The sequence below is a fragment of the Candidatus Tisiphia endosymbiont of Myopa tessellatipennis genome, from assembly GCF_964031105.1.
Classification (GTDB): Bacteria; Pseudomonadota; Alphaproteobacteria; order Rickettsiales; family Rickettsiaceae; genus Tisiphia.
In genome coordinates this window covers 385,653-400,228 of record NZ_OZ035005.1, presented here as the reverse complement: position 1 = coordinate 400,228, position 14,576 = coordinate 385,653, and the positions used below count along the sequence as shown (strand labels likewise).

Genomic DNA, 14,576 nt, shown 5'->3' with positions numbered 1-14,576 from the left:
CTATAAGATCCTTATTAGTAAATAAGGGACCTGCGAAATACAAATCATAAGATTTTTTAGTTACATTTTCCTTAGAGAAGATGCTACTGAATTCACATGATTGATCATATATTAAAGTCCTATGTTAGTTATGAATAAAAAACAATTTATGATCTAGACTGATTTGTCAAGATAAAATTTCCAGTAATTTTTTCAGGGCAGTTTAAAAGTCCCGACTAAAGTTATGACTTTTAAACTGCCCTGTAATTTTTTCCTATTGCATTTGATAGTTTATAACTTACTATAACAATTTACAAGCTTATATCTTAAAAACATGTTATAAGTAGTTGTAAGAGGGTGACTTGAAGCAATCTAGACTGAAATAGTCGTGAACAGAATAAGTACCCTCTATCGTTAAGTTTGCTTTGAACAAATTGCAGAAGGTACTGCAGTACAGTAGCCTTGCACAATAAGATGAAGGAGATTATACTATGAAAAAAATAATAGGTCTAGATGTAAGTAAAAAATGGCTTGATGTATGTATATATATTTCAAACAGTAAACCGGAATATCATCGTTTTGCAAATGATAATTTAGGTCATGAAGAGCTTATAAAATTAACAAAAGAGCAAAAAATTGAGCTAATAGTGTGCGAACCCACAGGAGGCTACGAGGATGAAATTTGCCAAAAATTATATAGTAATGAGCAACGGATTCATAAGGTAAATACCTATAGTTTTAATTCATTTAGTAAGTCAGTAAATTTTTGTAAAACGGACAAGCAAGATGCTTTTAAATTAGCGTATTACGGTGATAAGATGCAACTTACAGCAAATTATATACATCAAATTGAATCAGAAAATTTGAAGAGATATCAGCAAAGACGGGAAGATTTAGTATTGATGCTTAGTAATGAAAAAAAGAGGTTGCATAATAGTGTCGATGGTATTGACAAAGAAAGCATAGAAACATTGATGGGATGCTTACAAAAGGAAATATCTAAAATTGATGATAAATTAAATGAGATAATAGATGGATCAGAAGAACTACAAGAAAAAACAAAAATATTAGAAACTGTACCTAGCATTGGCAAATGTCTAGCTAGTAAATTAATTAGTTTTTTACCTGAGTTGGGAAATAAAAATTATAGCGGCAACGAATTATCAGCTATGGTTGGAATAGCGCCATATGCTCGAGATAGTGGTAATAAACAAGGTCGAAGATTCATTAGAGGAGGCAGAAAGATACCACGAGATGCACTATATATGGCAGTACTAACAGGTAAAAATGGCTTTCAATATTTAAAAGCTTTATATGACAGACTTATTAATAATTTTAAACCTAAAAAAGTTGCGACAGTAGCTTGTATGCGTAAATTACTGGAAGTTTGCCATAAGCTTATTCAACAAAAACGTGTATTTGTTGTTAATCAATAATATTTTTTATTTATATAAAATACAGATAAAAAATATTTAATTTTTTTAAAAAGATAATTGCTGTACCACGTTATCAAAAAATTTAGAACGTATAGCAATGAATGGTGACTTGACCTGATCATATACTACTAATGCCTCTTTAGGGGTACGATCATATAATAAAAACTGATACATAGAAGAACCGATTAACTCCCGCACACCATCATTCCGATCTGCTAAAGCTTGCTTTTGCTGTTCGTTTGTTTGTAGGTTGAAACAATTATCATGCTGTTTATAGAAACTTTTTAACATGAAAATATTCTGTGTTTCTTTTTCTTCAGCAACATATCCAGCAGATACACCAGCTTGCTTATGTCCCTTTGGTAAAAAATCCCCCTGTTGAGCTTTTGTTCTATCTCGTAGCATAGTTTCGAGCGGTATCCTTCTTGATTTTTCTAACTTTTTTGCTAATACTGGCTTATTTTCTTTAGCTAATGCATCCATAAGCGGAATATCTATTAGTTCTCTTAGTGATTGGTTTTGATCTCCAGGAAAAGTTTCTTTTATTACCTTTAATGCTTCACCTACAATGTATTTAGAATGTGTAAGTTTCCGCATTTTCTTTCTATACAAATCAATATTGGATTCTGATGGCTTTTGAGCAAGTGCTATCACGCTACTAGCAAGCTCTTCACATTTTTTAGAGATTCTAGTATTTATATCTGAATCTTCGCCTTTTGACTTTGCAAGTGTTATTAAAGTTGTAAATAATTGAGTATGTAAAGATTGTTTAAGTTCTTCTTGATTTTTTGCCATAAAGATCCAATTTTTATAATTTATAATTAATTGTTAACTGCAGTTAATCTAAAAAAACCTTTTGTAGCGGTTTATTTGCTAAATTTTCTTCAGTTAAAAAATCCTTCTTTAAATGCGTAACCTGATTATTCAATAATCTTAATTGTAAATAATCATTAATTGCTTGGGTAAATTCACCAAGTTTGTTCCGAAAAAAATGATCGGCTCCTTGGATAATCTTATAGTCGACAGTTATATGTTTCTGCTTAGATAATTTATCTACTAGTTCAAGCACTGATTCTTCAGATACAATACTATCATTGTCACCTTGTATTACAAAGCCAGAAATAGGACATTGAGACAAGAACGAAAAATCATATTTATTCACTGGCGGAGATATCGCAATAAAATTATTAATCTCTGGTCTTCTCATGATAAGTTGCATGGCTATCCATGCTCCAAAAGAAAACCCCGCTATCAAATTTAGACTGCTAGTAGGATTGTTAAGTTGCAGCCAATCAAGTGCTGTTGCAGCATCAGTCATTTCGCCAATACCATTATCAAACTCTCCTTGGGAACGTCCAACGCCCCTAAAATTAATTCTGAGTACTGTGAATCCATTAGCTACTAATGATTTATAGACATTATAAACCACTTTGCTATTCATAGTGCCACCGTAAAGCGGATGCGGATGTAATAATAAAGCAAGGGGAGCTTTAGGATTACTAGATTTAGTATAAAGCCCTTCGATCCGACCGGCAGGACCATTAAAAAAAACGTTAGCCATAATTATAACATATAATATATCAATTTATATCGATCACTAAGACCAAAAAATAAAATTATAACATGCCATTTTATAGATTTCAAGATAACTATATATTAGTAATGTTACAAGACCGGTTTTTAAATTCTCCTAGATATCAATTAGTATTTCTGCTAGGTTCTTATTATTCAAATTTGTACGTTTAAATAACCATGAAGAATATATTAATTATTAAACTATTAATTTTATTATTTACGATTAAAACCCCTTTGGCACAGCCATTGTCAATTGATAGCATATATCAAAATTTATTAGTAACATCTCCAAAATACAATAATATCACTTATAATAAACCTTCAACCAATTATTTAGTACCAAATCATTGGTTGCTGCAAACGCCAAATATTTGGGGTGCTGCTTTAGAAGAATATGGAGAAGGGCTTACACCAGTTGGAGATAACGTGATAGATGCACAATTTTTTGTCCCAACATGCCGTACTCAATCAGATTGTCGTGGAATCAGTACTTGTCGGACTGCTGATTTTACTTTGGATAATAGAACATTATGTTTAACAAATGCATATAATGTGTTAAACACTATGTATAATACAATTATTAATGCTACTACATCTGTAGATATTACAACTCTTGGTAGAAATTACTTTAGTTCAGGAGCATTTACTGCTATGTTGAAAAATGCTATAATAACGCTAGGTAAAAAAAGCATTAATTCTCCTCATTTTATAACTATACGCTTATTATATGGTACGTATAAAGAAGTCCCACCTGAATGGATGAAAAGCTATTTAAATAATATTATTTCTAAATTACCAGCCAATAATAAACTAATTATATCAATTGCTAATATTAGGTCATGTACATTTAAATCCAATTGTGGAAATCAAGAGAAACAACATGATATCTCTCTTGATTTCTCTTGGAATCATGGCAAAATTATTGCGGTGGATGGTAATACATTAATCACTGGTGGAGAAAATTTATTTGGTCAGGATTACACTCAAGCAGAGCCAGTTAATGACGCCAATATTAAAATATTTGGACCTGTTGTAAATGGGGCAACAACTTATGCTAATATATTATGGAAATATGTACAACATCATCGAGATATAGAAGTAAACCGTTGTTATACATATAAGAAGGGGTATATTTCAACAAAATGTGCTAAAGCTATTTCCTTAAATAACGAATTTAATATTAATAGTTCATTACCTGTACAGGCAATGTTTATTAGTAAATTGAACAATGGAGTTGGCATTGGTGATGATGCTGATCAATCAGAAATTGCAAGGGTATTTGCTCTAAAAAATGCTACTCGCTCTATCAAAATTAGCCAACAAGCCCTATTTTTTAAAGAGAGTAATTATCCACTGCTAGATAAAGTACTGCCACCAATTAGTACTGTTAATGGCAATATTATTCAAGCAATAGCATATGCTATACATAATAATGCAGTAGATACATATATAGTGACCAGCAACTTATTCAGATTTAATTACTCAGATCATGTAGATTTACAATATTTATATGATTATATACTTAATACGATAGTTTCTGACTATCATGTTGAGAGTAAAGTAGCCGAACAAGAATTAAAACAGCATCTCCATCTTGCTTATATAAGTTATAATCATAGTATTAATACCAATGCAAGAAGCCATAATAAGTTTTGGATAGTAGATGACAAAGTTTTTTATTTTGGTAGTCATAATTTTTACCCAACATCATTACAACAATTTGGCATTATTGTAGATAGTATAGAAGCTAGTAAAATATTATTGGGAACCTATTGGAATCCTATGTGGGAATATTCTGCTAAATATACTGCTCGTAAATGAAGAGTTGATAGACGATAGTATAACTTCAAGAAGAGCTAGGCAGTAGCAAAGTCGAGCAGCAGAGCGTCTCATCTTCGAGATAAATATGAGCAGAAATTATGCTATAGAACGTGAGTATTATGCGACGAGTGGAGTGTAGAATTAAATTCTCGTTACTGACTACATTTTTTCACCTGTGGAATTTTATAATAAAGAAATACTGATAAAAGTGTACTTTAATGACAAGAGTTTTTATTTGAAACAAAACAATGGTAATACACATAATAAGCATTATGTTGACTAATTTTTAGTATGTCAAGTAGAAAAGTGATGTTTACATGACTACAAACTTCATGCCAAAACCACTGCAAACCTGATTCTTTAGACGTTTCAAGCACTTTTTCGTCTCGAAGATGAGGAGCGTACATGAGTAACGGAGCAGCTTCGATCTTTAGACACGACAACGCCAATTCTTGAAGTTCTACCTAAGTATATAACTTCAGAATGAATAACGGTTGAACTGTTAGTTCAATTCATTAAACTCTACTCTAGCAAATAATTTTGTTTGAAGTAGAGAGAGTTCAGAATGATCTTTTGAACCTTCTTCTGCTAATTTATTGGCTTTAGTTAAAAGGTCTAAATCTCTAGCTAGATCAGCAAAAAAGAATCTTATTTCACCACTTTGCTTTGTTCCTAATATTTCTCCGCTACCTCTTAAGAGTAGATCTTGCTCTGCTATATAAAAACCATCATTGCTGTTTCTCATCACTTCAAATCTAGATTTTGCAACCATACTTAATTTTTGAGGATCATATAGAAGAATACAATGAGATTGTAAAGTTCCACGTCCAACTCTACCTCTTATCTGATGTAACTGAGCTAAACCAAACTGTTCAGCATTTTCTATTACGATTAAGGTTGCTTCTGGTACATCGATACCCACTTCAATTACAGTTGTAGCAACCAAGATTTTAATATTACCATTCTTAAATTGGTGCATAATCATATCTTTTTGCTCATTTTTCATTTTACCATGTATAGTACCTGTAATGCTAGGGTAGGCATTCTCAATGGTAACTAGTCTAGTATTGATGTCGATTAATCCTGTATTTTTTGCCTGTGTTGTTAACTCTTCATCATTTTGATCGATAAGGGGACATATCCAGTAAATTTTCTCTCCAAATTTTAGCTTTTTATCCAAAACTGAAATTACATCATTTAGCTTGGTCTTTGGCAATATGCTAGTAATAATTGGTAGTCGATTTTTTGGTTTGCTTGTTAATTTAGCAATATCCATATCTCCAAACATGGTCAAAGTAAGACTTCTAGGAATAGGGGTTGCGGTCATCACCAAAACATCGGGATGCGAGGCTTTGTTAATTAAATCCAACCGTTGTTGTACACCAAATTTATGCTGTTCATCAATGACGATATAACCTAAATTTTTAAAGTTTACTTTTTCTTGAAATAATGCATGAGTACCAATTAATATATCAATATCTCCGTTTTCTAGACTTGATAGAACTTTGTTTCGTTCTTTGCTAGATATTTTTCCAGTAAGTAAACCAAGCCTTATTCCAGTTTCACTTAAGGCTTTAACGAAGAATTGGTAATGCTGGTTTGCTAATAAATCGGTAGGAGCCATTAGTGCAGCTTGAAATTTATGGTATGCTACAGTGACCATTGTCAATAAAGCTACTAAGGTTTTACCAGAGCCAACATCGCCTTGGAGTAAACACATCATTTCTGTAGGAGATAATTGATGTTTTTCAATTGCTTCGATTACTTTTTTTTGGTCTAGTGTGAGTTCAAAGCCTAATGTCTTAAGTATTGATTGTTGTAGCTGACTAGACCCTGTAAATGAATTACCTTGTTTTAATTTTGTTTGCTGGCGGAGATATTGTAATGAAATTTGATTAGCAAAAAGTTCTTTTTCTGCCAATCGTCTTAAGGCTTGAGTATGTAATTCTTCTAATTTCTTAGTTTTAACCTGATATAAATGTAAAGTTTTTAAATCTTCTAATAATGATTTAGTATAGTCCTTTACTTCTTGAAAACTCTCAGGAATACAGCACCACTCTTTTTCAAACAAATCAAGCCCCTTTATTATATAGGAATAAAGTTGCTTATTAATTATCCCATAGGTCAAAGGATATATTGGTTCTAGGGGGCTGGTAAGTTTTTGATCCAAAATAAATATTGGGTGGGATATTTGAGGTAAGCTAGAAAAAACTTGTACCTTACCATTAATTGTATGTTTACTGCCTATTGTAAGTTTACTTAGGATAAAATAAGAGGGTCTATTAAAAAATATCAGCAGAATTGAGCCAGTTTCATTATATCCTAAAATTTTCAAAGGCTGTTTTTTATTCTTAGGCACAAGAACTTCTTCAATTGTTATTTCAGTTTGAATTAACTGACCATTTTTTAGTGAAGATAAATTTGGTGAAATTATTTTAACTTGATAAGAAGTAGGACTATAAAATAACAAATCTCTTAAATTGATTATTCCCAATCTTTTAAGTCCAATAATTATATTATCACTAACGTTAATACGTGATTTAATTGGTAAGAAAAAAAACTTACTGATAGTTAACATATATTTTTTTAATTAGTATAATCCTATATCAACTTTAATATTTTCAATTTTTTCTAGCTCTGCTTTCAGATTTCTTTTTACTTCTTCAATTTTACGATATTTTTCTGCTATTTCTTTTTGTTTCTGTAGATCAAATTCTCCTGATTGAGTTATTGGGATTTTGACTTTAACATTTTTGATAATTTCAACAGTAACTCTTTTATTATCAGTACCTTTTGCATAAGTTTTTAGGTTTTCAGTCAAATAGGAATATACATATTCTAAAGAAATATTTGGTATTTTGGTTATTAATGCTCTGCAATGTGTTGTCATGGAAAATTTACCGTTACGCACAAATACTGTGCCAGCATAAATTCCGTCTGTTGTCCACGTTAAGCATTCGCAATCATAGTCATAGCTATCAATGTAACCAATAATACCTCGATCAATTGTTTGTGCTGAATATAGGGGATAATCACCTTTATGATTTTTGACAAAAATATTTGTATATTTTGCTAACCCTTTTTTAATTTTAAAAATATTAGCTATTGACAGTTCTTTATAAAGAGGAGAGTAGGTCTCTATATGAAATTCATCCTTTATTTCTATAGATGCATTATTTAATGATTGAGATGTGTCTTCAAGTATAGAGCTAAACTCTATTGTAGAAATTAGATTAAACTTATCTATTGCTCCAAGTTCTATCCTTTCCTCTTCACTCCAATTGCAATCAATATTCCAATCTCTTAAATTATTTTTAAACCATTCAACTTCCAGTATTTTGCATCTCTTATCATGATTAATTTTAGCAAAATATTTTTTATTTCCTTTAAAAGCATTGTATAAATTGACTGCCTCTTTTAGATCATCTTGCTCAATATCAAATCTATAAATATCTCTACTCTCTCCAATTTCACTTACTAAATAAGTAAATACTGGGTCAGTTTGTATTTCAGTAGTATTATTCTTCTTTGTTAATGCTAAAATGTATGTTTTTTTACTAATTGTAAAAAATGTTTTAACAGGCAATGAAATTATTGCATCAATATAGCAAATATCTAAAATATATTGTCTTAAATTTTTATCATTTTGCCTGTTAAACATTCCTTCAGGTACAATTATAAAAGCCTTGCCATCTAGTTTTAAAGCTTTTATAATCCATTCCACAAACAAACCTTCAACACCCATTGCATTGATTTTGTAATGGTTTTTTTAGGTTCGTTTTGGCAATTTCTTCCTTAAAATTACTACTTCCATCACTAAAATAAGGAGGATTTGTCAGAATTAGATCATACTGGTTTTCAACAATTTCTGATAATGTACCTAGTATTGATTCCCTCTTTAAAATAAAGCTTTCGTTGAATATATTAGCAAATCCTTTTGTAAGCCCTGCATTATCTTTTATAAGGTCACAAAAATAAATCAGCATATTTGCCTTTGCTAAGATAATTATTCTTTGTGCATCTTTATCAAAACCTTTATCAAAACCAACTATTTTTACCTTTTGTTTTATTTCACCATTTTCAATAGTGAATAATTTATCAAGTTTATCTTTTATAAATTCCAAAGGAAATTTTCCGACACCACAAGCAGGGTCACAAATTGTCATGCCTTCTTTTAATGTACCTTCTGCCATTTCATTCACTGCACGCACCACTTTGATCGGTGTAAAAAATTGTCCCAAGTGCTTTTTACTGGTACTTGCCTTTAAAAAACTTTCAAATAATTTGCTTTTAAAATCATGATCAATATGTTCAAGTTTACCATAGTTTCTAAACTTTTCTAAAACTTTTTTAAAGACAGTTCCGTATCCAGTAATGGCTTTTTGATCTTCACTTACAAATATAGTGCAATTTATAATCGTTGTTTTATCTATAGGATTTTCTGGAAATAACTCTTTTATTTTGGGTCTTATAATATTTGCATAATGTTGTAGTACATCGTTATATTCATCATATTTGTACATATCTATTAATTTATCAAACGAATAAGTACCAGTTAATATATTTAAATCGCTCAAATATTTGAATATAAACAACTCAACAAAACTATATAAGCAATTTTCAGGAGTTGCACCACTTACACTCCAAATATCTTGCCAAATTTGTTTGGAAAGATCTGTTGGATTGACTAGTTTTTTAGGTAAAATCCTATCATTTTTTTCATTTATCGATTGTATTATTTCTGTAATAATTTTTTGTAAATTCTCATCTATTGGATTAAATTTATATTTAAAAGCATTACCATTCGCATCTTTAATATTATTTCCAGTTGCAACATTAATCCAAAGCGTTTCTTGAGTATCAGTTGCAATTATTAGCTTGGTTTTTAACTTCTTTGCAACTTCAATTCCTTGTAAAATAGCCTGATTTTTCTTGTCAACTGTATTAAATTGCTTAGGATGTTTATATTCAACTATTGCTATAACTTCCTTTTGCTTTACAATAATTGCATCAACTTTTCTACGTTCAACACTTCCATAATCTATACTTCTTATTATATCATATTTTTTCAAAGCACTAATAGTTGTTGCACCAATATTATAAAAATTCCAAGTTCCTATTTTCTGAGGATTTTTAATTAAGTTGCGTTGCAGTAATTCTTCACTCATAATAGTAACTATATTTGTTCGCAGCATCTAGAGCTTAGTGCATAAAAATATCAATATCGTTCCATCCTACTAGGTCTAAGTTAGCTCTAATAGGTAAAAACTTAAAAATCTGTTTTGCAATATCTAACCTATTTTCGGCTAGTAACATATCTTGCAAGATAGCACGAAGTTGATGTAGGTAAAGGACGTCTTTGGCGGCATATTCTTTTTGTTCAGCTGTAAGATCCAACCTTCCCCAATAGGAAGATTGTTGTTGTTTAGAAATTTGGACTGAAAGTAGTTCGCGGCATAAGTCCTTTAAACCATGACTGTCAGTATAGGTTCTAACCAGTTTAGAAGATATTTTTGTACAGAATATGTTCTCCAAATCTATTCCAAGATATTTTTTTATTGCTGCTAAATCAAATCTAGCATAGTGAAATATTTTGCATCGATTCTTATCAAGTAATAGTTTTTTTAAATTAGGTGCTACGTAATTCTTGTCAATAAAGTTTACTAAGTAAGCCTTACCATCTCCATTACTCAGTTGCAAAAGGCATAACCTATCCCTATGTAAGTTTAATCCCATCGTTTCTGTATCGATTGCTAGGTCTCCTGCAATATTAAAATCTTCCGGGAGATCATTCTGAAAAACTATAATACTGATAATAACCTCCTAAGTTATTTTATGGTAAAAACCTGTTCTTTTGGCAACGCTACCCCTAAAACTCTTCTTGCTTCTTGGTCAAGCATATCTCTATCTAGAGATTCTGGTCTAAGTAGTTTTACTTTATGTTCAAGTTCAATGCGTTCTGCCCTTAAATTTTCTAGTTCACTATAAGTTTTTTCGAGTCGTTGATTTAATGTAAAATAAGCAATAATCCCTCTATTACCACAAATAGAATGGAAGACAAAATAAGCTAATAATAAAGATAGCAAAACATTAAATATTATCTTTTTGGAATTTTTAACTGAATCAATAAAATATCGATAATTCATAATATTTTAATAATAAAAAATAATATTGGAGCGGTAAGAATTATACTATCAAATCGGTCTAGAACACCGCCATGACCTGGTATTATAGTGCCAGTATCTTTTATAGCAAATTTACGCTTAAAATATGAAATAAATAAATCGCTCATTTGTGCTATTAGTGCTAAACAAATAGCTGCTATAATTAAGTGCCGTTTGTTTAATAAATAGTCAGTTGGTAAGTCAAAGCTAGGTACTAAACTTAATAAAAACGCTGCAAGCCCACTAGCTAATACCCCTATGATTAATCCACTCCAAGTTTTGTTAGGACTAATCTTGGGGGTCAGCTTAGGTCCGCCTATATTCTTCCCACCAATCATAGCAAATATATCAACTGACCATATTATAATGAAATATAGTAATAATAGCCATCGATTTTTATCTTCAGTAGCAATTATTATTAAAGATATAGTAGGAATGGGAATAATAATAAAGCCCAGTAATATATGAAAAAAGGACGATTTTGTCATTTGATACCATTCATATAACATAATTATGGCAATTAATAACATAACTATATAAAATAATGACTTAATAAACATTATCGCTATAATAAATACTGATCCTATTACTAGGGCTGATAATATTCTTACTACTATATTAAGCCTCTTATCTGGCACCAAAATTCCTTTTTCTTTTTGAATAATCGTTTAACGCTTCTAGTATATCTTGTTTGTTAAAGTCAGGCCAGTATTTAGGTAAAAAATATAGTTCAGCATAGGCAGCTTGCCATAGTAGAAAATTACTGATTCTACATAGACCACCAGTACGAATTAACAAATCTACATCAGGCATTCCTGGATCATATAGATAATTACCAAACTCATCCTCGCTAATTTGTGTTTTACTAGAATTGATGATTTTCTGACATGCATCAACAATCTCTGCTCGCCCGCCGTAACTAAAAGCAATACAAAGAGTTATGTTATTATTATGTTTTGTTAATTCTATAGCATCATGGATTTGTTTTTGTAACATATTATCTAACATATCCAATCTACCGATAACTTTTATTTTGACTCCGTTTTCGTGTAGTAGTGTAGTCTCATTTTTTAGATAATAACGTAATAATTTTAGTAAAAAGGTCACTTCAGTCTTTGACCTACGCCAATTTTCTGATGAGAAAGTATAAAGTGTCACGTAAGGTATATTAAGTTCTATAAAATCTGGTAATAGTTTCTTTACTCTATTAGCACCTGCTCTATGTCCCTCAGATTTTGGTAAACCTTTTTCTAAAGCCCACCTTGCATTACCGTCCATGATAATGGCTAAATGATTTACTTTGTTGATTGTACTCATATTTATTGTATATACGCTGGAATGACTCGAAGTTATCACAATTACTATTGCTCAGGTTAGCTATATAATAACACAGAAATGCCATTAATGGACATATATTTGCGGTCAGTTATAGGAAATTTTCACCGTAATAGATCATTTATAGATACTTTACTTCTAGTTCCTTTATCCACCTGTTTAACGATTACTGCACAATATAAACTTGGTTTTCCCGAATCAGCAGGCAGGCTGCCAGGTACTACAACTGAGTAGGTCGGAACTCTACCATAAATTATCTTTCCACTTTCCCTATCTACTATCTTGGTAGAAGCACCAATAAATACTCCCATACTAATTACACTTCCCTCTTCTACTAAAACCCCTTCTGCTATTTCTGATCTTGCACCTATAAAACAATTATCTTCAATTATTACCGGGGTATTTTGTATTGGCTCTAGTACCCCACCAATACCTGTCCCGCCGGAAATATGACAATTCCTCCCTATTTGCGCACATGATCCTACGGTGGCCCAAGTATCAATCATTGTTCCTTCTCCTATATATGCACCTATATTAATAAAAGAAGGCATAACAATAACGTTTTTAGCTAAATATGCCCCCGTTCTTATAAATGCTCCGGGAACGATACGACAGCCGTGGGTTCTAAATAATTCTTCATTATGATTTGTAGAAAATTTGGGAGCAATTTTATCATACCATTTCATACAATCGCCAGAATGGATTTGCGAATCAGTTACAATAAAATGTAATAAGATTGCTTTTTTCACCCAAAGATTAACTCGCCAACCAGCCCCTTCTTTTTCACAAACCCTAATTAATCCTTGATTTAAACCATCAATAATATTATTCAATATTTGTTTGGCGTAGTTAGTTTTTTCTGAATCCTTGGTTAATTTATCGCGTATTTGCCACAATTCTTCTATAGTATTGATGTGTTTTTGCATAACGTCCTTGCTAAACTATTAAAAAAATCATAATTTACTTTATTTTTAAGTCAACCTATATACTCAAATTTGAGTATACAAATTAGATCACGTAAATGAGTATTGCTTGCCCAAATTGTAACACTACCTTTATAGTTTCAAGAGAACAAATAGGTATGACTGGTAGGAAGGTCAAATGTTCAAAATGCCACCATATATGGTATCAAAGGGCAGAGTTTGATGAGCAAGAACCTCCTATTATATCAGATAATACCACAAAAAACGCTAGCACTAATGAAAATAATAAAATATATTTAACCAAAGGTACTAACTTACCGGCTTTATTACCAACTAAAATTCCTGAACAATCGCATATTTTATCTATATTATTGTGGCTTAGTTTAATTGTCTTCTTATTATTAATGTTATTTCACGAGAAGTTTAATATACCAGCTCTGTATAAAGAGAATAATAATATATTAACTATAAGAAATATACATGTTGAACAAAATAAAGAAATGGGACAAATGAAAGTTTCCTACAGGATAAGTAATACTTCCGACCATGATGTGACAATACCACTTATTCGGGTTAGATTGCTCAATAAAAAATATGTAACAGTAAAATCCTATATAATGAATCAAAAAAATATTAAACTGTCCCCCAAGCAACATATCGACATTACTACGTATCTTGATGTAGTTCCTCGTTCAAGTGAGGTGTTAAATATTATGCTTGGTAATAGTTTGGATTTCATATTACATTAGACTTCTTCTGAAAGAGATTTATAATCAGTTCGAATACTCCCATAACATAACCTGAATTCGATGTAATAGTTACATCGAACTTCCGTGATATATATAGAAAAAAATGAATAAACAAATTATATACCCTAAACTAATTCCTAGGCTCTTTGCTTCTTGCCTAGATTCGTTTTTGTTGTCAATTTTTACAACTCCGATCACCCACTTTATGTTATCTAAACTGTCTTTATTTTTTTTTAAAGCTAGTATAGCGGACATACTAATAATGGGTAGCACGAAACCGGAGTTAGTTCAAAATATAACTGCTAGTAGTGTTCTTACATTATTTATTTTAATGTTTATAATTAATTTTGCCCTAGCTGCAACATATTTTATTGGTTTTTGGATTTATTTTGGTGCTACTCCAGGAAAAATGATTATGCATATGAAAATAGTAGATGCAATAACTCTTGGAAAACCTAGTAAATGGCAATTAATTAAAAGATTTTGTGGATATGTATTAGTGCTAGTTGGTATTTGGTTTATACTCTTTTCTAAACAACGCCAAGCTTTGCATGATAAAATTGCTGGAACAGTGGTTATTAAGAGTTAAAGCAG

At 30.9% G+C, this 14,576-nt stretch carries 15 protein-coding genes; 4 read left to right on the top strand and 11 right to left on the bottom strand.

Annotated features, from left to right (window positions below; all coding sequences use genetic code 11):
- Nucleotides 1-470 precede the first annotated feature (470 nt).
- On the top strand, nt 471-1,415 hold the full coding sequence (locus AAHN03_RS01970; protein WP_342278931.1) for an IS110 family transposase: 945 nt from the start codon (nt 471-473) through the stop codon (nt 1,413-1,415).
- A gap of 45 nt (nt 1,416-1,460) precedes the next feature.
- Here the strand turns inward: AAHN03_RS01970 and AAHN03_RS01965 are convergent, their stop codons facing one another.
- Both AAHN03_RS01965 and AAHN03_RS01960 read right to left on the bottom strand, forming a co-directional pair.
- Nucleotides 1,461-2,210, bottom strand: coding sequence for a hypothetical protein (locus AAHN03_RS01965; protein ID WP_342278930.1), 750 nt, complete (start codon nt 2,208-2,210; stop codon nt 1,461-1,463).
- A 43-nt stretch (nt 2,211-2,253) separates the two neighbouring features.
- Nucleotides 2,254-2,976, bottom strand: coding sequence for an alpha/beta hydrolase (locus tag AAHN03_RS01960; RefSeq protein ID WP_341761957.1), 723 nt, complete (start codon nt 2,974-2,976; stop codon nt 2,254-2,256).
- A 191-nt stretch (nt 2,977-3,167) separates the two neighbouring features.
- Between AAHN03_RS01960 and AAHN03_RS01955 the strand changes: the two genes are divergently transcribed.
- Nucleotides 3,168-4,811: a hypothetical protein gene (locus tag AAHN03_RS01955; RefSeq protein WP_342278929.1), complete on the top strand. Its 1,644-nt coding sequence runs from the start codon at nt 3,168-3,170 to the stop codon at nt 4,809-4,811.
- A gap of 215 nt (nt 4,812-5,026) precedes the next feature.
- Here AAHN03_RS01955 and AAHN03_RS01950 read toward each other — a convergent pair whose 3' ends face one another.
- From AAHN03_RS01950 to dapD, 9 genes are all read right to left on the bottom strand, one after another.
- Complete coding sequence (locus AAHN03_RS01950) at nt 5,027-5,188, bottom strand: hypothetical protein (RefSeq protein WP_342278928.1); 162 nt, start codon at nt 5,186-5,188, stop codon at nt 5,027-5,029.
- A gap of 125 nt (nt 5,189-5,313) precedes the next feature.
- Nucleotides 5,314-7,389 carry an ATP-dependent DNA helicase RecG gene (locus AAHN03_RS01945; RefSeq protein ID WP_342278927.1) on the bottom strand — a complete coding sequence of 692 codons (2,076 nt, stop codon included), beginning with the start codon at nt 7,387-7,389 and terminating at the stop codon, nt 5,314-5,316.
- 12 nt (nt 7,390-7,401) lie between these two features.
- On the bottom strand, nt 7,402-8,535 hold the full coding sequence (locus tag AAHN03_RS01940; protein ID WP_342278926.1) for a restriction endonuclease subunit S: 1,134 nt from the start codon (nt 8,533-8,535) through the stop codon (nt 7,402-7,404).
- A gap of 10 nt (nt 8,536-8,545) precedes the next feature.
- Nucleotides 8,546-9,979, bottom strand: a complete 1,434-nt coding sequence (locus AAHN03_RS01935; protein ID WP_342278925.1) for an N-6 DNA methylase — start codon at nt 9,977-9,979, stop codon at nt 8,546-8,548.
- 34 nt (nt 9,980-10,013) lie between these two features.
- Complete coding sequence (locus AAHN03_RS01930) at nt 10,014-10,625, bottom strand: ribonuclease D (RefSeq protein WP_341762199.1); 612 nt, start codon at nt 10,623-10,625, stop codon at nt 10,014-10,016.
- A 14-nt stretch (nt 10,626-10,639) separates the two neighbouring features.
- A complete protein-coding gene (locus AAHN03_RS01925) occupies nt 10,640-10,957 on the bottom strand; it encodes an FtsB family cell division protein (RefSeq protein WP_342278924.1) in 318 nt (105 codons plus the stop codon).
- The gene (locus AAHN03_RS01920; protein WP_342278923.1) at nt 10,954-11,616 is read right to left on the bottom strand and encodes a phosphatidate cytidylyltransferase; all 663 of its coding nucleotides are present in this window, start codon (nt 11,614-11,616) and stop codon (nt 10,954-10,956) included. Before AAHN03_RS01920 ends, AAHN03_RS01925 begins: the two co-directional genes overlap by 4 nt.
- The gene (uppS, locus tag AAHN03_RS01915; protein WP_342278922.1) at nt 11,603-12,292 is read right to left on the bottom strand and encodes a polyprenyl diphosphate synthase; all 690 of its coding nucleotides are present in this window, start codon (nt 12,290-12,292) and stop codon (nt 11,603-11,605) included. The genes AAHN03_RS01920 and uppS overlap by 14 nt, the downstream gene beginning before the upstream one ends.
- A gap of 122 nt (nt 12,293-12,414) precedes the next feature.
- Nucleotides 12,415-13,236 (bottom strand): 2,3,4,5-tetrahydropyridine-2,6-dicarboxylate N-succinyltransferase, encoded by an 822-nt coding sequence (gene dapD, locus AAHN03_RS01910; protein WP_342278921.1) that lies wholly within the window; start codon nt 13,234-13,236, stop codon nt 12,415-12,417.
- 95 nt (nt 13,237-13,331) lie between these two features.
- Between dapD and AAHN03_RS01905 the strand changes: the two genes are divergently transcribed.
- Both AAHN03_RS01905 and AAHN03_RS01900 read left to right on the top strand, forming a co-directional pair.
- Nucleotides 13,332-13,982: an MJ0042-type zinc finger domain-containing protein gene (locus tag AAHN03_RS01905; RefSeq protein ID WP_342278920.1), complete on the top strand. Its 651-nt coding sequence runs from the start codon at nt 13,332-13,334 to the stop codon at nt 13,980-13,982.
- Nucleotides 13,983-14,085: 103 nt separating this feature from the next.
- A complete protein-coding gene (locus AAHN03_RS01900) occupies nt 14,086-14,571 on the top strand; it encodes an RDD family protein (protein ID WP_341762989.1) in 486 nt (161 codons plus the stop codon).
- Nucleotides 14,572-14,576 lie beyond the last annotated feature (5 nt).